General features: G+C 71.3%; 24 protein-coding genes. 15 read left to right on the forward strand and 9 right to left on the reverse strand.

Features of this window, described 5'->3' with window-relative positions; genetic code table 11:
- The first annotated feature begins 114 nt into the window (after positions 1–114).
- A complete protein-coding gene (locus G515_RS0117800) occupies positions 115–369 on the forward strand; it encodes a WhiB family transcriptional regulator (RefSeq protein WP_028661243.1) in 255 nt (84 codons plus the stop codon).
- A gap of 78 nt (positions 370–447) precedes the next feature.
- Here the strand turns inward: G515_RS0117800 and G515_RS0117805 are convergent, their stop codons facing one another.
- A complete protein-coding gene (locus G515_RS0117805; protein WP_028661244.1) occupies positions 448–1920 on the reverse strand; it encodes a sensor histidine kinase in 1473 nt (490 codons plus the stop codon).
- Between the two features lie 83 nt (positions 1921–2003).
- Here G515_RS0117805 and G515_RS0117810 point away from each other — a divergent pair, with 83 nt between their 5' ends.
- From G515_RS0117810 to G515_RS24030, 4 genes are all read left to right on the forward strand, one after another.
- Positions 2004–2846: a DUF2785 domain-containing protein gene (locus tag G515_RS0117810; RefSeq protein ID WP_028661245.1), complete on the forward strand. Its 843-nt coding sequence runs from the start codon at positions 2004–2006 to the stop codon at positions 2844–2846.
- A gap of 65 nt (positions 2847–2911) precedes the next feature.
- Positions 2912–4570: an acetolactate synthase gene (locus tag G515_RS0117815; protein ID WP_036555961.1), complete on the forward strand. Its 1659-nt coding sequence runs from the start codon at positions 2912–2914 to the stop codon at positions 4568–4570.
- Between the two features lie 3 nt (positions 4571–4573).
- The gene (locus tag G515_RS0117820; RefSeq protein WP_028661247.1) at positions 4574–4960 is read left to right on the forward strand and encodes a thioesterase family protein; all 387 of its coding nucleotides are present in this window, start codon (positions 4574–4576) and stop codon (positions 4958–4960) included.
- Positions 4961–5128: 168 nt separating this feature from the next.
- Positions 5129–5203 (forward strand): 50S ribosomal protein bL37, encoded by a 75-nt coding sequence (locus tag G515_RS24030; RefSeq protein ID WP_369759046.1) that lies wholly within the window; start codon positions 5129–5131, stop codon positions 5201–5203.
- A 92-nt stretch (positions 5204–5295) separates the two neighbouring features.
- Here the strand turns inward: G515_RS24030 and rsrA are convergent, their stop codons facing one another.
- Together rsrA and G515_RS22200 are read right to left on the reverse strand one after the other, a co-directional pair.
- A complete protein-coding gene (gene rsrA, locus G515_RS0117825; protein ID WP_028661248.1) occupies positions 5296–5571 on the reverse strand; it encodes a mycothiol system anti-sigma-R factor in 276 nt (91 codons plus the stop codon).
- Positions 5568–6218 (reverse strand): sigma-70 family RNA polymerase sigma factor, encoded by a 651-nt coding sequence (locus G515_RS22200; RefSeq protein WP_036556253.1) that lies wholly within the window; start codon positions 6216–6218, stop codon positions 5568–5570. The genes rsrA and G515_RS22200 overlap by 4 nt, the downstream gene beginning before the upstream one ends.
- A 333-nt stretch (positions 6219–6551) precedes the next feature.
- On the opposite strand from G515_RS22200, the gene G515_RS0117835 reads away from it, so the two are divergent.
- Positions 6552–8423, forward strand: a complete 1872-nt coding sequence (locus G515_RS0117835) for an alkyl/aryl-sulfatase (RefSeq protein ID WP_028661249.1) — start codon at positions 6552–6554, stop codon at positions 8421–8423.
- A gap of 74 nt (positions 8424–8497) precedes the next feature.
- Here the strand turns inward: G515_RS0117835 and G515_RS0117840 are convergent, their stop codons facing one another.
- From G515_RS0117840 to G515_RS22205, 3 genes are all read right to left on the reverse strand, one after another.
- The gene (locus G515_RS0117840; protein ID WP_245565462.1) at positions 8498–9145 is read right to left on the reverse strand and encodes an alpha/beta hydrolase family protein; all 648 of its coding nucleotides are present in this window, start codon (positions 9143–9145) and stop codon (positions 8498–8500) included.
- Entirely contained in the window at positions 9142–9918 is a 777-nt protein-coding gene (locus G515_RS0117845) for an SOS response-associated peptidase (RefSeq protein WP_036555965.1), read from the reverse strand. Before G515_RS0117845 ends, G515_RS0117840 begins: the two co-directional genes overlap by 4 nt.
- Before the next feature lie 137 nt (positions 9919–10055).
- The gene (locus G515_RS22205) at positions 10056–10742 is read right to left on the reverse strand and encodes a hypothetical protein (protein ID WP_051218536.1); all 687 of its coding nucleotides are present in this window, start codon (positions 10740–10742) and stop codon (positions 10056–10058) included.
- A 130-nt stretch (positions 10743–10872) separates the two neighbouring features.
- Between G515_RS22205 and G515_RS22840 the strand changes: the two genes are divergently transcribed.
- From G515_RS22840 to G515_RS0117885, 7 genes are read left to right on the forward strand one after another with little or no spacing between them, the layout of a single operon-like run.
- Positions 10873–13485 carry a sigma-70 family RNA polymerase sigma factor gene (locus G515_RS22840; RefSeq protein ID WP_084653696.1) on the forward strand — a complete coding sequence of 871 codons (2613 nt, stop codon included), beginning with the start codon at positions 10873–10875 and terminating at the stop codon, positions 13483–13485.
- Positions 13486–13541: 56 nt separating this feature from the next.
- Positions 13542–14066: a DoxX family membrane protein gene (locus tag G515_RS0117860; RefSeq protein WP_028661252.1), complete on the forward strand. Its 525-nt coding sequence runs from the start codon at positions 13542–13544 to the stop codon at positions 14064–14066.
- Positions 14067–14115: 49 nt separating this feature from the next.
- The gene (gene aroA / locus G515_RS0117865) at positions 14116–15408 is read left to right on the forward strand and encodes a 3-phosphoshikimate 1-carboxyvinyltransferase (protein ID WP_028661253.1); all 1293 of its coding nucleotides are present in this window, start codon (positions 14116–14118) and stop codon (positions 15406–15408) included.
- A 13-nt stretch (positions 15409–15421) separates the two neighbouring features.
- The gene (rsgA, locus tag G515_RS0117870; protein ID WP_028661254.1) at positions 15422–16420 is read left to right on the forward strand and encodes a ribosome small subunit-dependent GTPase A; all 999 of its coding nucleotides are present in this window, start codon (positions 15422–15424) and stop codon (positions 16418–16420) included.
- A 5-nt stretch (positions 16421–16425) separates the two neighbouring features.
- Positions 16426–17295 (forward strand): histidinol-phosphatase, encoded by an 870-nt coding sequence (gene hisN / locus G515_RS0117875; RefSeq protein WP_036555968.1) that lies wholly within the window; start codon positions 16426–16428, stop codon positions 17293–17295.
- Between the two features lie 39 nt (positions 17296–17334).
- Complete coding sequence (locus tag G515_RS0117880) at positions 17335–17769, forward strand: CBS domain-containing protein (protein ID WP_028661256.1); 435 nt, start codon at positions 17335–17337, stop codon at positions 17767–17769.
- A 51-nt stretch (positions 17770–17820) separates the two neighbouring features.
- Positions 17821–18189 carry an FKBP-type peptidyl-prolyl cis-trans isomerase gene (locus tag G515_RS0117885; protein WP_028661257.1) on the forward strand — a complete coding sequence of 123 codons (369 nt, stop codon included), beginning with the start codon at positions 17821–17823 and terminating at the stop codon, positions 18187–18189.
- Positions 18190–18346: 157 nt separating this feature from the next.
- On the opposite strand, the gene G515_RS0117890 is transcribed toward G515_RS0117885, so the two are convergent.
- Positions 18347–18607 (reverse strand): RNA-binding S4 domain-containing protein, encoded by a 261-nt coding sequence (locus G515_RS0117890; protein WP_028661258.1) that lies wholly within the window; start codon positions 18605–18607, stop codon positions 18347–18349.
- 70 nt (positions 18608–18677) lie between these two features.
- Positions 18678–19940: a DUF445 domain-containing protein gene (locus tag G515_RS0117895; RefSeq protein WP_028661259.1), complete on the reverse strand. Its 1263-nt coding sequence runs from the start codon at positions 19938–19940 to the stop codon at positions 18678–18680.
- A 43-nt stretch (positions 19941–19983) separates the two neighbouring features.
- On the opposite strand from G515_RS0117895, the gene G515_RS0117900 reads away from it, so the two are divergent.
- Positions 19984–20379 carry an FAD synthase family protein gene (locus G515_RS0117900; RefSeq protein ID WP_028661260.1) on the forward strand — a complete coding sequence of 132 codons (396 nt, stop codon included), beginning with the start codon at positions 19984–19986 and terminating at the stop codon, positions 20377–20379.
- A gap of 95 nt (positions 20380–20474) precedes the next feature.
- On the forward strand, positions 20475–20855 hold the full coding sequence (trxA, locus tag G515_RS0117905; RefSeq protein WP_028661261.1) for a thioredoxin: 381 nt from the start codon (positions 20475–20477) through the stop codon (positions 20853–20855).
- A 307-nt stretch (positions 20856–21162) separates the two neighbouring features.
- Here the strand turns inward: trxA and G515_RS0117910 are convergent, their stop codons facing one another.
- The gene (locus G515_RS0117910) at positions 21163–23247 is read right to left on the reverse strand and encodes a DEAD/DEAH box helicase (protein WP_245565463.1); all 2085 of its coding nucleotides are present in this window, start codon (positions 23245–23247) and stop codon (positions 21163–21165) included.
- Positions 23248–23502: the final 255 nt, after the last annotated feature.

Here is a 23502-nt window from a genome sequence, read left to right on the forward strand (position 1 = left end):
TCTTGGGGGTGCTCGTGAAGGCGTTCACATCGCCCTGCCCTCGAGCCACCCAGGGGCGCCGCAATCCGGCGCCACCTCCCTAATCACTTCCCAGAAAAGAGGGATTCCCAAGCCATGGATTGGCGCAGCGAATCGGCATGCCTCGACGAGGACCCCGAGCTCTTCTTCCCGATCGGCAACACGGGTCCCGCGATCCTACAGATCGAGGAGGCCAAGCAGGTCTGTCGGCGGTGCACCGTGCGTGAGCAGTGTCTCGCGTGGGCACTCGAGGCCGGACAGGACCACGGCGTGTGGGGCGGACTCTCCGAGGACGAGCGCCGCGCACTCAAGCGCCGTACCGCCCGCGCCCGCGTCCGAACCAGCGCCTGACACCCGACCCGGTCCGGCATATGCCGGCCGGGTCAGTCCCCTGAACGGCCCCCGGCTCGATCGAGCCGCTCGGGCCGTTCACGCTTTCTCCACCGGGATGTCGATGACGGCGCGGGCACCATTCGCGTCCTGCCGGTTCCCGAGCCGCAGCCGTCCCCCCAGTTCCGAGGCCACCAGCGTGCCCGCGATGGAGAGCCCCAGATTGGTCGAGGTCGCCAGGTCGAAGCCGTCCGGCAGCCCCTGGCCATCGTCCTCGACGACCACGCGCAGCCGTCCTCTGCCGCGCTCGACCAGCAGCCTCAGCGACGCATAGCCGGGCTCGGGATAGCCATGCTCGACGGCGTTCTGGAGGAGTTCGGTCAGCACCATCGCCAGCGGTGTGGCCGTGTCCGAGTGCAGGTCGCCGAAGGACCCCTCGCGGTGCAGCCGCGCGGAGACCCCCACGCCGCTCACGTCGGCGACCATCGCGCCGAGCCGGTCCGCGATCTCGTCGAAGTCGACGTTCTCCTGGGAGGCCTGGCTCAGTGTCTCGTGCACGAGCGCGATGGTGCCCACCCGACGCACCGCCTCGTCCAGGGCCTCGCGCGCGTCCGCGGAGTCGATCCGACGCGACTGGAGTCGGAGCAGCGCGGCGACGGTCTGCAGGTTGTTCTTCACCCGGTGATGGATCTCCCGGATGGTGGCGTCCTTGGTGATCAGTTCGCGGTCCCGCCGCCGCAGGTCGGTGACGTCGCGCACCAGCACGATCGCACCGATCCTGTCACCGGACGGACGGAGCGGGATCGCCCGGGCGATGAGCGCGGCGTTCTCGGTGTCGATCTCGGTGTCGCGCTGGGCACGCCCGCCGAGGACCGCGCTGAAGGTCTCCTCGTCGGGTCGCCGGCGCGGGGGCACCAGTTCGCGGGAGAGATCCACCAGCGACCGTCCGACCAGATCTCCGGACAGCCCGAACCGACGGTAGGCCGAGAGCGCGTTCGGGCTGGCGTACTCGACGACCCCGGCCCGGTCCAGCCGGATGAAGCCGTCGCCGACGCGTGGGGTGTCGGCGTGATCGCTGCGCGACACCATGGCGGGGAAGTACCCGGAGGCGATCATCTGGGTCAGGTCGGAGGCCGTCTGCAGGTAGGTGAGCTCGAGCCGGCTCGGGGTCCGGACGCCGAGCAGGTTGGTGTTGCGGGCCACCAGCGCGATCGTGCGGCCGGCACGACGCACCGGGATCGCCTCGACCCGCACAGGCACGTCCTCACGCCACTCGGGGTCACCCTCCCGGACCAGCCGGTCGCTCTCCCACGCCTGGTCGAGGAGCGCACGACGCCCCATCGGGACGAAGGTGCCGAGCACGTCCTCGCCGTACGCGGTCGCGCTGGTGGTGGGCCGGATCTGGCCGGCCGCCCAGAAGCCCTCCCCCCGGCGGTCCCGAAGCCACAGCACCAGGTCGGCGAAGGAGAGGTCGGCGACGATCTGCCAGTCGGCCTGGAGCCGCTGCAGCCAGGCGATGTCGTCCTCGTCGAGGTCGGTGTGGCTGCGGACCAGTTCGGTCAGGGTCGGCACGTCGGCAGGCTACGCCCCCGGTCCGGCCGATCTGCGGGCAGCCCACCCCACGGTCCCCGGCGAGGCTTTGGCACGATGGAGCCGTGTCGGAGTCGTACTGGAACCAGGTCGTCGCGACAGGTCTGGCCCTGCCAGATGACCGTCCTCTCGATGAGTTGACCGCGGAACTCACCAGCATGCTCGGCGACCCCGATCCGGAGGTGCGTGAGCGCACCGCCCTCCCCGCCCTGACCGCCTGGCTGCGGCGCGGCGTGTACGACGACCTGCTCGCCGGTCTCGGCGACGGGATAGCCGCCGGCCTACGCGCGGGGCTGGGTGAGACGGGCACCGACTCGGTGCTGCGTCGCAGTGCCTCGGCACAGTTGCTGGCGGCCTGCATCGAGCGTGACAACCAGCGGCCGCTGACCACCGGCGGCAAGGTGCTCGAATGGGGTGACCGGCTGGCCGCCTGGCTCCTGCGCGAGCAGGATCTGCGCTCCCGCGTGCCCGGAGGTGCTCAGGCTGAGGCGCTCGGGCACGGCGCCGACGCCATGACCGTGCTGGCGCGCTCGCCGCACCTGGCCAAGCCCGAGCTCACGGTGGTGCTGGACGTCATCGCCGACCGGGTGGTCGCGCCGGTGCCGACGCCGTACCTGCTGAGCGACAGCGACCGGCTGGCCTCGGCCACGATGGCGGTGCTCCGCCGCAACCTCATCCCGCTGTCGCTGGCCGAGCCGTGGATCGCCCGCATCTCCGCGGTCGCGCAGGGGGCGAGCGCGCCCCCGGCGGACGGGGACGAGACCGCCGTCCGCGCCGACGCCGAGGCCTTCCTGCGTTCGCTGTACCTCCAACTGGCCCTCGGACACCGGCCACCGCAGATCCGGGCCGACCTGCTCCTGGTGGTCGTCGAGGCCCTCAAGGCCGGCAACGGATTCCTCCGTCGCTGACCCCCTCAGGATCCCTGGGCCACGCCCCTGTCCACGGGTGCTGACTCGCACGTAGCCTGCGTCACATGACGCAGCTCTCCGGCCATGCCGGCGTCCTCGGAGTCGAGGTCGCTCGCGCCCACGGGATCCAGACCATGTACACGCTCTCGGGAGCACACGTGTTCCCGCTCTACGACGGGGCGGTGAAGGCCGATCCGCCGATGCGGCTGCTCGACGTCCGGCACGAGCAGACCGCGGCGTTCGCCGCGGAGGCGACCGGCAAGCTCACCCGGACCCCGGGCCTGGCTGTGCTCACCGCCGGACCGGGCGTGACCAACGGTGTCAGCGCCATCACCCAGGCGCATTTCTCCGGCTCCCCGATGGTCGTCGTCGGCGGGCGGGCGCCCAACAACCGCTGGGGCTCGGGCCTGCTCCAGGAGCTGGACCAGCCGCCGCTGGTCGCCCCGGTCACCAAGCTGGCCCGCACCATCGGCACCGCCGACGGTGTCCTCACCGGCCTGGACGAGGCGTTCCGGGTGGCCGGTTCCTCCCACCGCGGGCCGGTCTTCGTGGACGTCCCGATGGACGAGCTGTTCGGCTCGGCGGAAGGAGAGGTCCCCACCGTCCCCGAGCGCGCGCCCCTGGTGCCGGACGGAGACGCACTGGAGCGCATCGCGGGGCTGCTCGCCGGCGCGGAGCGCCCGGTGCTCGTGCTCGGCACCGACGTATGGGCCGATCGGGCCGAGGCGGCCGCCCTGCGGCTGGTCGAGCTCACCGGCGTACCCGCGATCACCAATGGGATGGGTCGTGGCGTGGTTCCCGGCGGACACCCCCTGCTGGTCACCAAGGCCCGGGGCCAGGCACTCGGCGGCGCCGACCTGGTGATCGTGGTCGGTACGCCGCTCGACTTCCGGCTCGGGTTCGGCGTCTTCGGCGGCAAGGACGGCGCCCAGCCGGCCGCCGTCGTCCACGTGGCCGACTCCCCCGACCAACTCGCCACGCACGTCCCGCTCGCGAACTCCGTGGCCGGTGACCTGACCCTGGTGCTCGACGGGCTGCTGGAGGCCCTCGAGCGCAGCCCCGAGCGCCGGTCCTCCGCCTGGAAGAGCTGGGTCGCCGGCCTCCAGGAGACCGTCGCCGCGGCCACCGATCGCGACCGGGCGATGCTCACCGCCGACGCCGACCCGATCCATCCCGGCCGCATCTACGGCGAACTCAACCGTCGCCTCGCCGAGGACGCCGTGGTGATCGGCGACGGCGGCGACTTCGTCAGTTTCGCCGGGAAGTTCGTCGAGCCCAAGCAGCCCGGCGGCTGGCTCGACCCCGGCCCCTACGGTTGCCTCGGCGCCGGTCTCGGCGCCGCGATCGCCGCGCGGATCGCGCGGCCCTCCGCACAGGTGGTGCTGCTGCTCGGCGACGGCGCCGCCGGCTTCTCCCTGATGGACGTCGACACCCTGGTGCGGCACGATCTGCCGGTCGTGATGATCGTGGGCAACAACTCCGCCTGGGGCCTGGAGAAGGGGCCGATGCAGATGCTCTACGGCTACGACGTCGCCGCCGACCTCGGGCGCCACACCAAGTACGACGAGGTGGTCCGCGCCCTCGGTGGCGCGGGCGAGACCGTTGCCGACCCGCGCCAGATCGGACCCGCGCTCGACCGCGCCTTCGCCTCCGGGGTGCCCTACCTGGTCAACGTGCTCACCGATGTCGAGGCGACCTACCCGCGCACCACCTCGGGGATCTGAGGGATGAGCACCGCCACCCTGCGTTTCACGGTCACTGACGCCGATACCGCCCGGGCGATGGGCTCGGGCAGCCTCCCGGTGCTGGGCACCCCCCGGGTCCTCGCCTGGCTGGAAGCCGCCACCTGTCGTGCGATCGAGGCGGAGCTGGCGCCGGGCGCGACCTCGGTCGGCACCAGGGTCGCCGTCGAGCACCAGGCAGCCAGCGCCGTGGGCCAGCTCGTCGAGGTCACCGCCGCGACGGCGTACACCGACGGCCGGTTGCGCCGTTTCTCGGTCGCCGCCCGGCACGTCGGCGCCGACGGGACGCCGGCCAAGACCGTGGCCACCGGCGAGATCACCCGGGTGATCGTCGACGGCGAACGCTTCCTCGCCCGCGTGCCCGCCCCCTGATCCTCATGCCCCCGAGTCCCGCACAGCGCTCCCGGACCGTCCTGCTCGCGGGCGGTACGCCGGTGCCGATCGGGAGCGGACCCCGACTCGATTAACGACGGCGCGCGGGGATTTGAGATACTTCGCCGAGGCCCTTCGGGGTCGTCGATTCGATCCAGGAGGAACGCCATGGGCAAGACCGGCCGCAAGCGTCGCGCTCGCAAGAAGAAGGGCGCCAACCACGGCAAGCGTCCCAACGCCTGACCACAGGCGCAACAGCAGGGCCCCCGACCAGTTCGGTCGGGGGCCCTGCTGTGTTGTCGGAGGCTCTGCGCGCCGTCGGTCCGGAGCGGTGCTCAGGCCTCGGTGATCTGGATGCGCACCTGCTGGAGGCGGAAACGCACCCGGTCGCGGAGCTCCGCCGGAGCGGGCTCGCTGCACGAGCGGGCGATCACGGCCTTGACGGTCCGCTGGACGTCGTACCTCTCCAGGCAGGGGTGGCAGGTGTCCAGGTGGGCTCGCACCTCGGCACATTCGGCGTCGGCGAGCTCGTTGTCGAGCAGGTAGACGATCTGGTCGAGGAAGTCCGCACACTCGCGGGCGGAGATGTCGTCGAAGGGGTCGGTGCTCATTTGCCCGCTGCCTCCCGTCCGGCAGAGGTGAGCAGGTCGTTGGCCCGCACGTAGTCGGAGAGCAGGTCGCGCAGCTGGCGACGACCACGATGCAACCGCGACATGACGGTGCCGATGGGAGTGTCCATGATCTCCGCGATCTCCTTGTAGGCGAATCCCTCGACATCGGCGAGGTAGACCGCGAGCCGGAACTCCTCGGGCAGGCGCTGGAGCGCGTCCTTGACCTGGGAGTCCGGAAGGTGCTCGAGCGCCTCGGTCTCCGCCGACTTCAGGCCGGTGGAGCTGTGCGACTCGGCACGAGCGAGCTGCCAGTCCTCGACGTCCTCGGACATCGACTTCTGCGGCTCCCGCTGCTTCTTGCGGTAGGTGTTGATGAAGGTGTTGGTGAGGATGCGGTACAGCCAGGCCTTCAGGTTGGTGCCCGGCTTGAACTGGTGGAAGGAGGCGTACGCCTTGGCGAAGGTCTCCTGCACCAGGTCTTCGGCGTCCGCCGGATTGCGCGTCATCCGCATGGCTGCGGAGTAGAGCTGATCCAGGAACGGCAGCGCCTCGGTCTCGAACCGCAACGACCGCTCGGCCTCGGTCTCGGTGGCCGGGTCGGCCGCCGAGGCGGGAGCGGTGATGGTCTCACTCGTGGGATCGGTCATCACCCTCCAGCCTACGCCGGTGGACACGTGGCCCACGTCGGCACGGTCGAGAAGAGCTGCGGTCATGGTTGGTTCAACCATCGCTGCGCGGTTCTCATTCCCAGCCTTTTCTTGGCAGGAGCTTCGTTTCCCGTCGGCGTCGCGATCAGCCGTCGGCCATCGGCGTCGGTCGCTCTCCTGAGCCTGGTGGCGCGGCTCACAGGGCGGCAGGCGGGTACCTCGATGCGGGTCGTGGACGGCCCGTGTGCTCCCCAGTAGCGTGGCTCGCGGACGTTCACGTCCTGCATCCGGGCTGCCGTCGGGGTGGTCCGGGCAACGAAGAGGAGCGCACTAGTGGATCAGAACGAACCGGCTCCGTCGATCGAGGCAGCGCACACATCGCTGCTGGACTCGCTTCCGCTCAGCGATGTGGAGGATTTCGCTGACGCCGATCGCGGTTTCCTCGGAACGCTGGAGGACCCGGCGATCCGCAACGCGGCCGGCGAGGTCGTTTGGGACGCCTCGACGTACGACTTCCTCTCCGGCGAGGCCCCGACGTCGGTGAACCCGAGCCTGTGGCGGCAGGCGCAGCTGGTCGCCAAGCACGGCCTGTACGAGGTCGTCGAGGGGCTCTACCAGGTGCGCGGCTTCGATCTCTCGGTCGTCTCGTTCGTCGAGGGTGAGACCGGGGTGATCGTGGTGGACCCGTTGCTGACGGCCGAGACCGGAGCTGCCGCACTGGCGCTCTACCGCCGACACCGGGGCGACCGGCCGATCAACGCGATCGTGTACACCCACTCCCACATCGACCACTTCGGTGGTGTCTTCGGGATGGTGACCCAGGATGAGGTCGATTCCGGCCGGGTGCAGATCATCGCCCCGGACGGTTTCTTGGAGCATGCCATCGCCGAGAACGTCTACGCCGGTACCGCGATGTCGCGACGATCCGCCTACATGTACGGCGCTCCCCTGGCCCGCGGGCCGAAGGGTCAGGTCGGTGCGGGTCTGGGACAGAGCACCTCGACCGGCGAGCCCGGCCTCATCGTCCCGACGCTGCTGGTCACGACCACGGGTGAGACCCACACCTTCGACGGTGTCGAGATCGAGTTCCAGATGGCCCCGGGGACCGAGGCGCCCAGCGAGATGCACCTGTACTTCCCGAAGTTCCGCGCGCTGTGCATGGCCGAGAACGCCACCCACACCCTGCACAACATCCTCACCCTCCGAGGAGCCGTGGTTCGCGATCCGCACGTGTGGTCGCAGTACCTCACCGAGGCGATCGTGCGGTACGGCGAGAAGACCGAGGTGCTGTTCGCGCCGCACCACTGGCCCACGTGGGGCAAGGACAAGGTGCGCGCTCATCTGGCCGTCCAGCGCGACCTCTACGCCTACCTGCACGACCAGACCCTGCGGATGATCAACAAGGGTCTCACCGGCGCCGAGATCGCCGAGGTCATCGAGTTGCCGCCGGCGATCACCAACACCTGGAGCACCCACGGCTACTACGGGTCTGTGTCGCACAACGTCAAGGCGATCTACCAGCGCTACATGGGTTGGTTCGACGGCAACCCCGCCCGGTTGTGGGCCCACCCGCCCCAGGCCTCGGCGGAGCGGCACGTGGCCGCCATCGGTGGCATCGACCGGACCGTCGAGCTCGCCCAGGATGCCTACGACGCCGGCGACTTCCGCTGGGCCGCGACGCTGCTCGACTACGCGGTTTTCGCCGACGAGGGCCACGCCGGGGCGCGGACGTTGTACGCCGACACCCTGGAGCAGCTCGGCTACGGGTCCGAGAACGGCACCTGGCGCAACTTCTTCCTCGCCGGCGCCACCGAACTCCGCGAGGGCAACTTCGGCACGCCACTGGTCGCCAACTCGCCGACCATCCTCACCCAGCTGTCTCCTGAGCAGATCTTCGACTCGATCGCGATCACCATCGACGGACCGCGTGCGTGGGACCTCGACCTCGCCTTCGACATCACCTTCAGCGACCTCGGCCGGAGCTTCCATCTCACGCTGCGCAACGGTGTCCTGATCTACATCGACCAGGAGCCCGACGGCTCCGCGCCACTGCGCCTCACCCTGACCAAGCCGCGCCTGCTCGCGCTGTTGGGTGGGGACACCGCCTCCGAGGGTCTGGACGTGGACGGCGACATCGGCGTCCTGCAAGCACTGGTCGGCGTGCTCGACCCGGGCGACCCCGACTTCGACATCGTCGTCCCGTAACCCGGGCCAACGCTCCGGGGAGAGGCTCGAGGAGGCTCTCCCCGGAGCGCCGGCGACGTGCTCGGGCTGGAGCCTCAGCCCAGCTCGCCGACGATCTCGCGGACGAGCCACTCCAGCGTCGACTCGACCACGATCTCCCATGCGACGTCCTGGGGGATGGGGCCGGACTTGGCCACCTTGAGACCGTGGTCCGCCCCGGGGACGACGGCGAGGTCGACCCCCGACAGTTGCGGGAACTCCTCGGGCCGGCCCATGGGGTCGCGTTCGCCCTGGATCACCAGGGTGGGCAGACCGGTGCCCCGGAGCTCCTCGACCCGGGACTTCTCGGGCTTCCCCGGCGGATGCAGCGGGAAGGAGAGCGCCAGACACCCGACCGCACCCAGCGACTTCGCGACCCGGCAGGAGGCACGGGCACCCGCCGAACGCCCGCCGATCACCAGCGGAGTACGCGCCCGCATGAAGTCGGCGGCCGCAATCAGGCCGACATCCAGGGTCGCGGGGGCCGAGGCCACCGGACGGCCGGCGACCTTCCAGGGCTGCTCGAACAGGACGACCGAGACGCCCTGGCGGGGCAGATCCGCGCCGAGCGCCTCCAGGTCGGCCGTGTCGATGCCGTTCCCGGCCCCGTGGGTGAGCAGCAGGGTCGCCTTCGGCGAGCGCGCCCGGTGGGCGACCATCCTGCCCTCGCCGTACCGGGTGGGGATGACGTACTCGTTGCTCACCACAGGGTCTCCGCTCCCTCACCGGCAGCCTCGGCGGGCAGCGGCTCGATCAACTCCGGTCCGTTGTTGCGCACATTGCTCACGAGGGTCGAGACCGGGAAGGCCTCCAGCCGGCCCGGGGCGGCCGGCACCAGCAGATCGAGCTCACCCGGCCGGGTCGGGTCCAGCCAGTGCGCCCAGCGATCGCGCTCGACCATGAGCGGCATCCGGTCGTGGATCTGGCCGAGGTCGTCCTCCGCCTCGGTGGTGATCACCGTGCAGGACCACACCCACCGGGACGGGTCGTCGGCCTCCTTGGCGGGGTCCGGCCAGAGCTCGTAGAGGCCGGCCATGGCGAGGACGCCCCGGTCGGCCGGACGGATGAAGAAGGGCTGCTTGACCGGCTTGCCGTTCTTCCCGGTGCGCTGGGTGGGGTACCACTCGAAGTAGCCGTCGGCGGGCAGCAGGCAGCGACGCTTCTCGAAGGCCCGGCGGTACGCCGGCTTCTCGGCCACCGTCTCCATCCGTGCGTTGATCATCCGGGAGCCGATCGAGACATCCTTGGCCCAGGACGGGACCAGCCCCCACCGGACCGTGCGCAGTTGGCGCTGCGGGGCCTCCGGCTGTGTGGATTCACTCTCGGACCTCGGTGGACGCTCCACCACGGCGTACACCTCGTCGGTGGGGGCGACGTTGTAGCTGCTCTCCAGCGGCGCGGCGACCCGGGCGTCGACGACCTCGAACTCCTCGATGAGGTCCTCGGGGCGTCGACTGGACGCATAGCGGCCGCACATGCCGCTCACCCTAGGCGACTGCCGAACGGGACGGGCGAAAAGCGGTGCCGTGGGCACCATCGGCCCGGTGGGCGAGGGCAGGCACCGGATCGCGCCGGCCATGCTCACCCCACCCGGCGTCGGGGCGCGCGGATGGGTCAGCTGCGGGCGAGTTCGTCGAGCAGGCGCCCGGCCGACTCGTCGGTGCCGGGCAGCCCTTCGATCCAGACGCGATCGGCGAGCTGGTCGGCCATCCGACGCAGCAGCGAGGTGCGGGGGGCGATCAGCTCGTCGCGGGGGGCGAGGACCACCAGCCTGGCCCGGCCCACCTGACCGATCGTCTCGAGCCCTCCGAACACGCTCCGGGCGTGCCGGCCGAGCAGCGTCATCTGCCTCGCCTGGCGCCATCGGTCGGGTTCGGTGATCCGGGCCTCGGTGACCACCAGCGCGTGGGAACGATGCTCGGGTCTACTGCGGTAGAGCTCCGAGAGCCGCTCGCGCAGATGCGCCTGGGTGGCCAGGCCGGTGAGCGGATCTGCGCAGGAGAGTCCGTGGAGGTAGCTCAGGGTCGCCTCGCTCCAGCCCGTCGCCACCGCGCACGTCTCGTCGTACGACGGGTCCCGGCCGCGCATCAGGGAGGTGGTGCGTCGGAGTTGCTCGAGTGCCTCGGCCAGGGAGAGACCCTGCTCCGCCAGCCGGCCGCCGGTGATCGAACAGCGCTCCGCGAGGACGCCGCCATCCGCGGCGGGCCCCTCGGCGAGAACCTCGGCGACCCCGATGAAGGCGTCCGGCACCGAGATCCGGGCCGCTTCCGGCCGGCGCCCTCGTACGCGTCCCAGCCCCACTCCGCCCTCCTCGCGAACCGCGCCCACGGCGCGCCTGGATCCACTCCCCCACCGACGAGACGTGTGGGGCGGCCGGTCATGACGCGGAATCGCCGGTTCTTTCGCCTTCCTCGTCACGGACGGTCGGTTCATGCGTCAATGGAGCGTGACCGAACCAGGACACGGGCTTGAGAGCGCCCTGACGCCACTGGACGAGCCGAGCGATGCCGAGCTCATCTCGTCCGTGCGCGCGGGTGACGTCGACGCCTACGGCCTGATGTTCGAGCGACACGTGGACGCCGCCCGCCGACTGGCGCGACAACTGGTGCCCCCCGCGGATGCCGACGACCTGGTGTCCGAGGCGTTCGCCAAGGTGCTGGGGGTGCTCCAGCGAGGTGGCGGGCCCGACCTCGCCTTCCGCGCCTACCTGCTCACCGCCCTGCGGCGCATCCACGTCGACCGGATCCGGGCCAACGCCCGCCTGCAGCCGACCGACGACCTGACGCCGTACGACCCCGGAGTGCCGTTCCAGGACACCGCGGTCGCGGGGTTCGACAACCAGGCCGCCGCGAAGGCCTTCGCCCAACTGCCCGAGCGCTGGCAGCAGGTGCTCTGGCACACCGAGGTCGAGGGGCAGAAGCCCGCGGACATCGCGCCGCTGCTCGGCATCAGCCCCAACTCCGTCTCCGCGCTCGCCTACCGTGCGCGGGAGGGCCTGCGTCAGGCGTTCATCTCCGTGCACGCCCAGGATGCCGTCGAGGACGCATGCGCCACCACCCGGGCGAACCTCGGTGCCTACATCCGCAACGGCGTCTCCCGTCGCGACGCCGCCCGGGTGGAGGCGCACCTCCAGGAGTGTCGGCCGTGCTCGGCGATCTACCTCGAACTCATGGAGGTCAACTCCGACCTCGGTGCCCTGTTGGCCCCCCTCGTGCTCGGCACGGCCGGGGCCGGCTACCTGGCCTCCGCCGGACTCGCGCAGGGCGGGCTGGTGGCCTCGCTGGCCCAGGGGCGGGACCGGCTGCTCAACAACCCGGCGGGCATGGCGCTGGCGGTCTCCGGCCTGGTCGGCGTCGCGGTGGCCGGAGTCGTGCTCGGGCTGGTGGTGACCTCCGAGGACGAGCAGCCCACCGCCACACCGCCGTCGGCCTCCGCTCCCCCGGCCGATCCAGGTGGCCCCGGGCAGGCCGGGCCGGACCCCGCCCAACCGCCCCAGCAACAACCCCAGCAAGGCCAGCAACCCCAGCAACCCGAGCAAGGCCCGGACCGCTCCGCGGCGCCGCCGTCCTCACCCCAGACCAGCGACCAGACCGGCGACCAGACCAGCGACCAGACCAGCGACCAGACCAGCGACCAGACCAGCGACCAGACCAGCGCGCCGCCGGCGGGAGCCCCCGATCCGCCCGGCTCCCCCACCGCACCACAGCCGCCCGAGGGTCCTTCGCCCTCGGACCCGAGCGGCCCCTCGCCCGATGATGACCCCTCTCCCGATGGCCCACCGTCGGGCCCGCCATCGGGTGGCGCGCCGGTCATCGACCGGGATCTGGTGTCGGTCGACACCCCCGGACCTGGCAGGCCGGTCACCATCGAGGTCACCCGCGGCGCGAGCGACCCCGACGGCGACCGGGTCACCGTCGCGTCGGCCCGGGTCGCACGCCCCTCGCACGGGCGGGTCACCCTCGGGCGTGGCAGTGCCCGGGCGCTCGACGAGGGCCTGTCGGGACGGGCCGCGCCCGGCCGGTCAGCAGCGGGGCGCCCCCGGGGAGCCACCGCCCTCACCTACACCTCCCACGCCGCCTGGCGGGGCGCCGACACCGTCGTCTACGTCCTGACCGACCCGGACGGCAACACCGCGACCGGCCGGGTGCGCGTGCGTACGCCGAACGCACCGCCGGTGGCCCGGGCCGCTGCTGCGGAGGTGCCGGCCTGGCGAGCGCGGGCCCACCAGGTGCGGATCGATCTCGCCCGCCGGGTCAGCGACGTCAACCGCGACGCCCTGCGGATCCGGTCGGTGGCCGCGCCGGCGTACGGCGGTGTGCGGATCGCCGGACCGACCAGCCTCGTCTACACCGCCCCACCGGGCGTGGGCGCCTTCCCGGTGCGCTTCGCCTACACCGTGGTCGACGGTCACGGCGGCTCCGACACCGCGACCGTGACCGTGCGCCGCCGTCCCGATCTGCCCCCGGTCGCCGTGGACGACTCGGTGCGCACCGGGTTCGGAGTCGAGGCCGAGATCGACGTGCTCGCCAACGACACCGACGAGGCACGTGGCGCGCTCGCGCTCACCGGCACGACCGACGGGCAGCACGGTGAGGTCCGGGTCGAGCGCGGGCTGGTCGTCTACTCGCCCGACCCGGTGTTCAGCGGCACCGACGTCTTCTCCTACACGATCACCGATGTCCTGGGCGCGACCTCGACCGCGCGGGTCACCGTGACGGTGGCCGACCCGGACTTCGAACTCATACCCGAGCACATCGAATTCGGGTCCTACCAGCATCTGCTCTTCACGGTCGGCGCGCTCCCCGAGGGACGGACCGCCACCTTCCGGCTCACCGTGCGCGGCACCACCGGGTGGAGCGTGGTCCCCACCTCGCAGTTCTGCGAGATACCACCGGAGGTCAGCGGCACCTGGACCCTCACCTGCACCGTGCCCGGCGACGGCTCGGCCGGCCTGGAGATCCTGCATGCCGACGTGGAGGTGGAGGAGGGATGGAGCTTCGCCACGGATCTCGACGTCTCGCTCACCCTGGACCCGGTCGGGTGAGGGACGGATCCGTGTCGCCCTTGCGTAGGAACCCTCCGCCCGGGTACTTCTCGGGTATGACCCTCAGTCGAGTCCTCGCCCGTCCCATGCTGACCGCCGTCTTCGCCCTCGGCACGATCAACGCGTGGAAGAACGCGGACAAGATGCGGGAGCGGGTCAGGCCCGTCACCGATCCGGTGGTGCGGGCCGGACAGAAACTCGGGCTGCCCGTCCCCGAGGATCCGGCCACGCTGGTGAGGATCAACGCCGGCGTCCAGGGTGTCGCCGCGGCGGCACTGGCCACCGGCCGCTTCCCGCGCACGGCCGCCACCATCCTGGTCGCCTCGATGGTGCCGACCACGGTCGCGGGTCATGCGTTCTGGAAGTCCGAGACGCCCGAGGAGCGCAAGGCCCAGATGCTCCAGTTCGCCAAGAACCTGTCCATCACCGGCGGGCTGATCCTGGCGGCCGTGGACACCGAGGCGAAGCCCGGACTGGCCTGGCGCGCCCGCGCGGCCACCCGCCAGGCGCGTCGAGAGGCCCGCCACCTGGCCCATTCCGCCCGCCAGGAGGCACGGGTCGCCAAGGCCTCCCTGACGTGACCCGACCTGCGCCACCCGCCCGCCGGCGCGAACTCGATAGCCTGGGTGGGTGAGTGCAGCGATCAGTGACCCCTGGCCGGCCCCCCGTGTGAAGGAGCCGCTCGACGCGGTGGTCCGCCTGCCCGGCAGCAAGTCGCTCACCAACCGCGCCCTGGTGCTGGCCGCGATCGCCGAGGGCCCCTCCGTCGTACGCCGTGCGCTGCGCTCGCGCGACAGTCTGCTGATGGCCAGGGCGCTCACCGCGCTGGGCAGCACCGTCGACACCTCCGGGGACGACTGGACCGTCACCCCCGGTGAGTTCGTCCGCGACGCCGAGATCGACTGCGGCCTGGCGGGCACGGTGATGCGGTTCGTGCCGCCGCTGGCCGCCCTGTCCGCGGGCACGGTCTCCTTCGACGGTGACCCGCACATGCGCAACCGCCCGGTCGGACCGGTGCTCTCCGCGCTGGGTGACCTCGGGGTGCCGGTCACCGGCACCGCGCTGCCGTTCTCGGTGGTGGGCACCGGTCAGGTGCGCGGGGGCACCGTCGTCCTCGACGCCAGCGGCTCCAGCCAGTTCGTCTCGGCCCTGCTGCTCGCCGGTGCCCGCTACGAGCGCGGCATCGAGATCCGCCACAACGGCCCCTCCGTCCCTTCGCTCCCCCACATCGACATGACGGTGTCGATCCTGCGTGAGCACGGCGTCGAGGTGGAGGCCCCCGAGCCGGGGGCGCCGGCCACGCGGTGGCGGGTCGTCCCCGGGCCGATCGCGGCCGTCGATCACACCATCGAGCCCGACCTGTCCAACGCGGCGCCCTTCCTCGCGCTGGCCGCGCTCTCCGGCGGGTCCGTCACGGTGCCCGGCTGGCCCCAGCACACCGACCAGCCCGGCGACCGGCTGCGCGACCTGCTCACCGAGATGGGCTGCACCGTCCAGCTCCACCACGACGGGCTCACCCTCACCGGCCCGACCCCGGGCACCCTGCGCGGCCTGGACGCCGATCTGCACGACGTCGGCGAACTCACTCCCGCGGTCGCCGCCCTGTGCGCCCTTGCCTCGACCCCGTCCAGGCTCACCGGGGTCGGCCACATCCGGGCCCACGAGACCGACCGGCTCAGCGCGCTCGCCGCCGAGCTCGGCGGGCTCGGCGCCGACGTCACCGAGCACCCCGACGGGCTCGAACTCCGCCCCGCGTCCCTGCACGGTGGCCTCTTCCACACCTACGCCGACCACCGGATGGCCCACGCCGGTGTGATCGTCGGGGCAGCCGTCGACGGGGTCGAGGTGGAGAACGTCGCCACCACCAGCAAGACCTTCCCCGACTTCGCGCCGTTCTGGGCCGACCTGACCCGGACGGCCTGAGGAGCACCGCAGGATGGGGCGCGCCCGCTACACCGACGAGGACGTCGAGCACTACGACCGACCGCGCCGGCGTACCAGACCCCGCACCAAGGAGCGCCCCACCTACGACGACGCACTCGACGGGTTGGTCGTCACCGTCGACCGTGGTCGCCTCACCCTGCTGGTCGAGGGCCGCACGGTGCTGGCGGTCAAGGCCCGGCCGCTCGGCCGCAAGGGTGTCGTGGTCGGCGACCGGGTCCGCGTCGTCGGTGACGTGTCCGGCTCCGAGGGCACGCTGGCCCGCATCGTGGAGGTGCAGCCGCGGGCGAGCATCCTGCGGCGTACCGCCGACGACGACGACCCGGTCGAGCGCGTCATCGTCGCGAACGCCGGACAACTGGTGGTGGTCACGGCCCTCGCCGACCCCGAGCCCCGGAACGGTCTGATCGACCGCGCCCTGGTGGCGGCCTACGACGCCGGCCTGGAGCCGCTGCTGTGCCTGACCAAGGCGGATCTGGCCGACCCCGAGTCGTTCCTGTCCACCTACCGTTCGCTGGGCGTGCCGTGGGTGGTCACCCGTAAGGGCGGCGACCTGACCGAACTGCGCGATCGGCTGACCGGCCGGATCAGCGTCCTGCTGGGCCACAGCGGGGTGGGCAAGTCCACCCTGGTCAACGCGCTGGTGCCGGACGCCGACCGGCAGGTGGGCCACGTCAATGCGGTGACCGGACGCGGTCGGCACACCTCCACCTCCGCCCTGATGCTGCCGCTCCCCGGCGGGGACGCGGCCGGGTGGATCATCGACACGCCGGGCATCCGCTCCTTCGGCCTGGCCCATGTGGAGCCACAGCAGCTGATCTCCGCCTTTCCCGATCTCGAGGCGCTCACCGAGGTCTGTCCCCGCGGCTGCACGCACGGCGAGGACGCGCCCGAGTGCGGCCTGGACGAGGGCGTCGAGGCAGGGCGGGCCGACCCGGACCGGGTCCAGTCCTTCCGTCGCCTGCTCGCGGCCCGCAGCGAACAGGCATACTGACGCCCGTGCCCACCCCCGACTACACCGACGACCTCCGGCTCGCGCACCTGCTCGCCGATGATGCCGACTCGCTCACCACCGCGCGGTTCAAGGCTCTCGACCTGCACGTCATGACCAAGCCCGACCTCACCCCGGTGAGCGACGCCGACCAGGCCGTCGAGGAGTCGATCCGGCGTACCCTCGGCCGCGCCCGCTCGCGAGACGCCGTCCTCGGCGAGGAGCAGGGCGCCAGCGGGCACAGCCAGCGCCGCTGGATCATCGACCCGATCGACGGCACCAAGAACTTCGTCCGCGGCGTCCCGGTGTGGGCCACCCTGATCGCGCTCGAGGTCGACAACGAGATCGTCCTCTCGGTCGTCTCCGCTCCGCAGCTGCAGCGCCGCTGGTGGGCGATGACCGGCCAGGGCGCCTGGACCGGCAAGTCCCTGATGAAGGCGACCCGGTGCCAGGTCTCCGACATACGCCGCCTCGAGGACGCCTCGCTGTCCTACTCCTCCCTCAGCGGCTGGGAGGACCGGGAGCGGCTCGAGGACGTCCTCTCCCTGATGCGTCGGGTGTGGCGCACCCGCGCGTACGGTGACTTCTGGTCCTACATGCTGGTCGCCGAGGGGGCGGTCGACATCGCGACCGAGCCCGAGCTGGAGACCTACGACATGGCCGCGCTCGACATCATCGTCCGGGAGGCCGGCGGCACCTTCACCTCCCTCGACGGCAGCGACGGCCCCTGGGGGGGCAACGCCTTGGCGACCAACGGACACCTGCACGAGTCCGTGCTGGCGTTCCTCGGCACCGGTCGCCTCGACGGTGAGGATCCCGACCTTCCGCGCAGCGGTCACGGCACCGTGTCGACCCTGCGTCCCCGACCCGAGTCCTGACCTCTTCCCACAACCCCTCCCAGGGCCTACCGTCGAAAGATGCACATCACCGAGATCCTGGCGCGCAAGGCCTCCTCGGAGGTGGTCACCGTCCACCCCGACAGCGGCGTTCGCGATCTGTTGGCCCTGCTGGCCCAGTACAACATCGGCGCGGCCGTGGTGAGCTCGGATCGCAGCACGGTGGAGGGCATCGTCAGTGAGCGCGACGTGGTGCGTCGCCTCGACACCGACGGCGAGCGCATCCTCGACCAGCCGGTCGGCACGATCATGACCCGAGTGGTCGCCACCTGCACCGGCGCCGACACGGTCGACGCGCTGATGGCCGTGATGACCGAGAAGCGGGTCCGTCACGTCCCCGTCGTGGAGGAGGGCGAGTTGAAGGGCGTGATCAGCATCGGTGACCTGGTCAAGCACCGCATCGATGAGCTCACCTTCGAGCGCGACCAGTTGGAGGGCTACCTCCACCAGGTCTAACCGGCCCACCGGCGGTTCGCACCCCGCCGCCGGCACCGTAGGCTGAGCCCCATGGAGAAGCCTGAGATCGATTTCGTCGACCCAACCCCGCCGACCGACCTCGTGGTCACCGACCTGTCCGTGGGTGACGGCGATGAGGCCGTCGCCGGCCAGCCGGTGAGCGTCCACTACGTCGGCGTCGCGCACAGCACCGGCGAGGAGTTCGACGCGTCGTACAACCGCGGCGAACCGCTGCGCTTCCGCCTCGGTGTCGGTCAGGTCATCGAGGGCTGGGACAAGGGCGTCCAGGGGATGAAGGTCGGCGGTCGCCGTCAGATCGTGATCCCCCCGCACCTCGGGTACGGCGACCGCGGCGCCGGCGGTGTGATCAAGCCCGGCGAGACCCTCGTCTTCGTCGTCGACCTGCTCCAGGTCGGCTGATCGTCTCTTCCGTCGCGAGCGTCCCCTGTCGCTGAGTCCCTCGGCGACAGGGGACGCGGGCGTGTGAGGTCGGCCGGACTCGCGGGCGGCAACCAGTCCGCCGGGTACCGCGCCGCCAAGATCTGAGCCGTCCGACCGCGCGACTCGACGGCCCGCGTCACCAGGGCAGGCCGTCGTCGTACGACGCCTCGTCGGCGACGCGGGAGGATTGGCGGCCCAGGGTGACCACATCGCCGTGCACGAGCTGCCGGCCGCGCCGGGTCTCCACCTCGCCGTTGACGCTCACCTGACCGCCCGCGATCACCGGCTTGGCGTCGGCACCGCTCTCCACCAGGTTGGCGAGCTTGAGGAACTGGCCGAGCCGGATGGACTCGTCCCGGATCGGTACGTCGACGGGGTCGGGCGCTGGGGTGTTCACCCGACCAGTCTCCCACCGGTGCGGCACCGCCCCGACCGCCCCTCGTCGTCCGCGTGGGCGGCGACACGGTTCAGGGCAGCAGCACGGTGACGGTGTGGATGAGCACGCCGACCAGGCCACCGACGATGGTGCCGTTGATCCTGATGAACTGCAGGTCGCGGCCGACGTGCAGTTCGATCTTGCGGGCCGCCTCGCGGCCGTCCCAGCGGTCGATGGTGTGGGTGATGATCCCGGTGACCTCGACGCCGTACCTGTCGACCGCGAACACCGCGGCGTCGGCGAGGTGAGCGTCGATCCGGTGCTGCAGCTCGGTGTCGCCGGCCAGCCGGCGAGCGAACGCCGTCACCTCGGTGACCAGGGTGGCCCGCACCGCCCCGTCGGGATCGTGCAGCGAGGTCGTGAGGGCACGGCGTAGGGCGTTCCACAGCGAGATGCTGGAGGCGATCACCTGGGGGTGGTCCAGCACCCGCTCCTTGAACCGCTCCGCCTTCTCCTGCGTCTCGGGGTCGTGGAGCAGGTCCTCGGCCAGGGTGGCGAGCATCGAGTCGAGGGCCTTGCGCGCCCGGTGGTGCGGGTCGTCTCGGATGTCGGCGACCCAGCGCACCAGTTCGAGGTGGATCCGCCCGGTCACCCGGTCACTGATCGCGGGGGGCGTCCACCACGGAGCCCGCTCACCGAGCACCTCGGTGACGGTGTCGGGGTTCTCGACCAGCCATTCGTGCAGCTCGACCAGCGCGAGATCGACCAGACTGTGGTGGAGACCGTCCCGGACGGTCTCCTCGAGCAGTCCCCCGGCCAGCGGGGCCAACGACTCCTCGCGCAGCCGGGGCACCACAGCCTCGTTGATCAGGCCGGCCACGTGCTCGTCGCGGACGCGCTCCAGGCCGATCGCGGCCACCTCGGCGACCTCGTCGACGACCCGCTTGGCGTGGCGGGGCTCGCTGAGCCAGACCGCGACCCGCCTGGAGATCTCGGAGGAGGCCAGCTTGTCGCGGACGACCGTCTCCTGGAGGAAGTTCTCCCCCACGAACTCCTCCAGCCCGCGACCCAGATCGTCCTTGCGGCGCGGGATCAGCGCGGTGTGCGGAATCGGCAGACCGAGCGGGTGGCGGAAGAGTGCTGTGACGGCGAACCAGTCCGCGATGGCACCCACCATCGACGCCTCGGCGCCGGCGTTGACGAAGCCCCACACCCCGTCGGTGTCGCGGGTCGCGACGTACACGACGGCGGCGAACAGCAGTAGTCCCAGCGCGATCGCCTGCATCCGGCGTAGCGCCCGCAGCCGTTCGGCGTCACCGGCTTGGTCCCCGACAATCATCCCCAGAGTGGTCACGCTCTGATTCTTCCCTGTGTGGCAAGCGTGCAAGAATCCCCCAATGCCGCGCACCGTCCTGACCTTCGGCACGTTCGACGTGTTCCACCTCGGCCACCTGCGCATCATCGAGCGCGCAGCCAGCTACGGGGAGCGGCTCGTGGTCGGCGTCAGCGCAGACAAGCTCAACCTGCTCAAGAAGGACCGGCTCCCGGTCTTCAGCGAGGACGAGCGACTCGCGATCATCGCCGCGCTCAAGCCCGTCGACGAGGTGTTCGTGGAGGAGAGCCTCGAGCTCAAGCGGCACTACATCGAGCGCTACAACGCCGACGTCCTGGTGATGGGCGACGACTGGGCCGGCCGGTTCGACGAGTTCAGCGACATCTGCGAGGTCGTCTATCTGCCCCGTACGCCGGCGATCTCCACCACGGCCCTGATCGAGAAGATCAGCGCGACCTGAGCTTCGTGCTCGCGGGCGGCGTCCCGGTTCGAGCGCCGGGAACATCGCACCCGGATACGGCGTTGCCCCTCAAGCCGACGACCGGAAGGAATTCCATGGCCACCATCGCACTGGGCGCTGAGAACTTCGAAGAGACCGTGACGAGCAACGACATCGTGCTCGTCGACTTCTGGGCCTCGTGGTGCGGCCCCTGCCGCAACTTCGCCCCCGTCTTCGAGAGCGCCTCCGCCGAGTACCCCGAGATCGTCTTCGGCAAGGTCGACACCGAGGCCGAGCAGGCGCTCGCCGGTGCCGCCCAGATCACCTCGATCCCGACCCTGATGGCCTTCAAGCAGGGCCACCTGGTCTTCTCCCAGCCGGGCGCGCTGCCCAAGCAGGCCCTCGACCAGGTGATCGGTGCCGTCGTCGACCTCGACATCGACAAGGCCCTCGCCGACCAGGCCGACAAGGGCGGCCAGGCCGAGACCGACGCCTGAGGCACCCGGCCTCGGGGCGGGGCGTAGTTCCCGCCGCGGTACGCCGCGCGCCTCGCCGCACGGCTGAGCGTGGGGCACCCTCACGCAGTAGGTCAGCGCACGCCCGCCGGGCTCGTCGAGTTGCCTCGACGAGCCCGGCGGGCGCATTCCTGACCCTCGGCGCTCATCTGGATCCACCGATCGTCGCCGTGCGAGCCACTCCGGACGGGTGTGTCGACGAGGCGCCGCCGACGGCTGGCCGCAAGCCCGCCGAGGCGCGACAGCGCGGCCGGGCTGACCGGCGCCGCAGCGGCCGCAGGGTCGAGGCTCAGACCAGCCGGCGCTCGCGCTCCTCGAGGGCATCGGTGAGCATGCTGACCAGGGCCTCGAGCTGGACGTCGGCGGAGCTGGTGATCTCCTCGTCCGAACCGTCCAGGGCACGGGCGGCGAGCCCGGCCTTGGCGTCGATCAGCTCGGCGATCCGGGTGTCGACGGTCTGCGAGGCGATGATCCGCCAGGCGGTGACCGGCTCGTCCTGGCCGATCCGGTGGACCCGGTCGATCGCCTGGGTCTGCTCGGCGTCGGTCCAGGACAGCTCGGCGAGGACCAGGTTGGAGGCCACCTGGAGGTTGAGCCCCACCCCGGCCGCGGTGAGCGAGCAGACCACGATCGCCACGTCGGGGTCGGTGGTGAAGTCGTCGATCGCCTTCTTCCGCGCGGATGCGGACTGGTCGCCGCGGATCGAGGTGTAGCGGAGTCCGGCCTTCTCGAAGGTCGCCTCGGCCTCGTCCATCACGTCGATGTGCTTGGCGAAGAAGACCACCTTGCCCACGCTCCGGGCGAGCTGGGCGGCGTAGTCGGCGGCCAGGCCGGCCTTGGCCTGGCCGATGCGACGCATCATGCCGAACACGTTCTCGCCGGTCTCGGTGGCGCTGTCCTCGCGCTCCCAGGTGGCCACCTGGCGCACCAGGCGGTGGTCGATCCCCTCGACCGTCCGTCCCGAGGTGCGCGTCTCGATCGCCTTGTCGTAGCGCTCCACCAGCCGCCGGGCCAGCTCGCGCTCGGCCGCGCGGATCGAGCGACCCTCGGCGTCGTCCAGCTCCACCGGCAGGTCGGCCACGCGGCGGGCGGGGATGTCGGCGGCCACGTCGACCTTGCGCCGACGCACGATCCCGCGGTCGATCACGGTCTGCCTGGCCGCCGGGTAGAAGCCGGGGTCGGCCGGGGTGAGGCCGGTGTCCTCGAGCCGGTCCATCAGCTCGTCGAGCGGCCGCTTGTCGTCGATCCAGCCGAGGAACTGCCAGATCGCCCGGAAGTCCTCGATGTCGTTGATCAGCGGCGTGCCGGTGAGCGCCATCAGCAGGGGGCGTGCGGTCCAGGAGCGGATCTGCTCGGAGAGGTGGAGCACGTGTCGCGAGCGCTGCGAGCTCTTGTTCTTGATGAAGTGCGCCTCGTCGACGACCATCCCCTTGAACCCGAAGCGGCTCATCCAGCCGACGTGCCGGTCGAGGATCTCGTAGTTGATCACGAAGATGTCGGCGTAGGCGTCCATCGCCTCGCCGTTGCCGTGGATGACGGTCGCCTTCTTGCCCGGCGTCCACATGTCGGCCTCGCGGGCCCAGTTGACCTTCACGACATTGGGGACGACGACCAGCAGCGGGTAGGCGTCGGCGGCGTAGGCCGCGGTGAGCGCCTGGGCGGTCTTGCCCAGACCGGGCTCGTCCGCGAGCAAGAAGGTGCGGTGGCCCGAGGCCGCGGACGCGACCAGTTGGGCCTGGTGGCCCATCAGCGGCAGACCGCCGGGGGCCTTCTCCACCAGGGCTCCGTGCAGCGTGGGATCGGGCAGAGGCATGCAGGCGCCGGCGCCGCTGCCGACGTACTCGAAGGATCGGAACAGCGGCCCGAGCAGCTCCCAGGTCGCGAGCCGCTGGTGCTCGACGTACGGACGGACGCCGCTGAAGTCGGGCACCAGGAAGGGGTTGGCGAGTCGCCGGGAGGTCACCTGCGGAGGTACGACGCGGTGGTCGGTCTCCAGGTGGGCGGCCGGGTCGTCGGGCGAGGGCTCGGGCTCCGGCGGCGGGGTCAGGCCCGCCTGTTCGAGCATCTCTCGCTTGAGTTCCTTGGCGGAGTCGCTGATCTCGGCGTCCTCGGCCAGCAGGTCGAACAGCGTAGGGGCGGCGGCCGCGGTCTTGGCCAGGATCGTGCCGATGCCGTCGAGGCGCTTGAGCTGCTCGGCGGTCTGGGCGTCGCTGGCGGTCTCGTCCGCCTTGACCCGGTGGCGCTCCTCGCGGGCGAGCAGCGCGATCACCTGGTACTTGGTACGCACCGAGGACGCCTGCCCGCGCTGGACGGCGGTCTCGACCTCGCGGACCGCCTTGGCGAGCACCGGGATGATGCCTTCGTTGTCGAGCACCTTGCGCTTGCCGCGCTGGTTGCGGCGAGCGCCGGACTGTCCTCGTGACTGTCCACGAGAACGTCCTCGTGACTGGCCCTGTTGAGCCACAGACTCCTCCTGTAACCGCGTGGAGGGCTCCTCCCCCGACACGCAGGCGACGCGCGGGTCCTGGTGACCCGCCATCAACACATTGCGCCACCGCGCGACCGGGCAGTCCCGGACGCGGAGCCGGCGGGCAATTGTGGTCACCATCGCGGTGACCGGCACGGGCGT

Origin of the sequence: Nocardioides insulae DSM 17944, from assembly GCF_000422825.1 — a bacterium.
GTDB classification, from domain to species: Bacteria; Actinomycetota; Actinomycetes; order Propionibacteriales; family Nocardioidaceae; genus Nocardioides; species Nocardioides insulae.

What these genes read in the sequence shown, in the direction of transcription:
- G515_RS0117800 (WP_028661243.1), top strand. Translation starts at nt 115, where the DNA reads ATGGATTGGCGCAGCGAATCGGCATGCCTCGACGAGGACCCCGAGCTC.
- G515_RS0117815 (WP_036555961.1), top strand. Translation starts at nt 2,912, where the DNA reads ATGACGCAGCTCTCCGGCCATGCCGGCGTCCTCGGAGTCGAGGTCGCT.
- G515_RS0117820 (WP_028661247.1), top strand. Translation starts at nt 4,574, where the DNA reads ATGAGCACCGCCACCCTGCGTTTCACGGTCACTGACGCCGATACCGCC.
- rsrA (WP_028661248.1), bottom strand. Translation starts at nt 5,571, where the DNA reads ATGAGCACCGACCCCTTCGACGACATCTCCGCCCGCGAGTGTGCGGAC.
- G515_RS22200 (WP_036556253.1), bottom strand. Translation starts at nt 6,218, where the DNA reads ATGACCGATCCCACGAGTGAGACCATCACCGCTCCCGCCTCGGCGGCC.
- G515_RS0117845 (WP_036555965.1), bottom strand. Translation starts at nt 9,918, where the DNA reads ATGTGCGGCCGCTATGCGTCCAGTCGACGCCCCGAGGACCTCATCGAG.
- G515_RS22840 (WP_084653696.1), top strand. Translation starts at nt 10,873, where the DNA reads ATGCGTCAATGGAGCGTGACCGAACCAGGACACGGGCTTGAGAGCGCC.
- G515_RS0117860 (WP_028661252.1), top strand. Translation starts at nt 13,542, where the DNA reads ATGACCCTCAGTCGAGTCCTCGCCCGTCCCATGCTGACCGCCGTCTTC.
- rsgA (WP_028661254.1), top strand. Translation starts at nt 15,422, where the DNA reads ATGGGGCGCGCCCGCTACACCGACGAGGACGTCGAGCACTACGACCGA.
- G515_RS0117880 (WP_028661256.1), top strand. Translation starts at nt 17,335, where the DNA reads ATGCACATCACCGAGATCCTGGCGCGCAAGGCCTCCTCGGAGGTGGTC.
- G515_RS0117885 (WP_028661257.1), top strand. Translation starts at nt 17,821, where the DNA reads ATGGAGAAGCCTGAGATCGATTTCGTCGACCCAACCCCGCCGACCGAC.
- G515_RS0117900 (WP_028661260.1), top strand. Translation starts at nt 19,984, where the DNA reads ATGCCGCGCACCGTCCTGACCTTCGGCACGTTCGACGTGTTCCACCTC.
- trxA (WP_028661261.1), top strand. Translation starts at nt 20,475, where the DNA reads ATGGCCACCATCGCACTGGGCGCTGAGAACTTCGAAGAGACCGTGACG.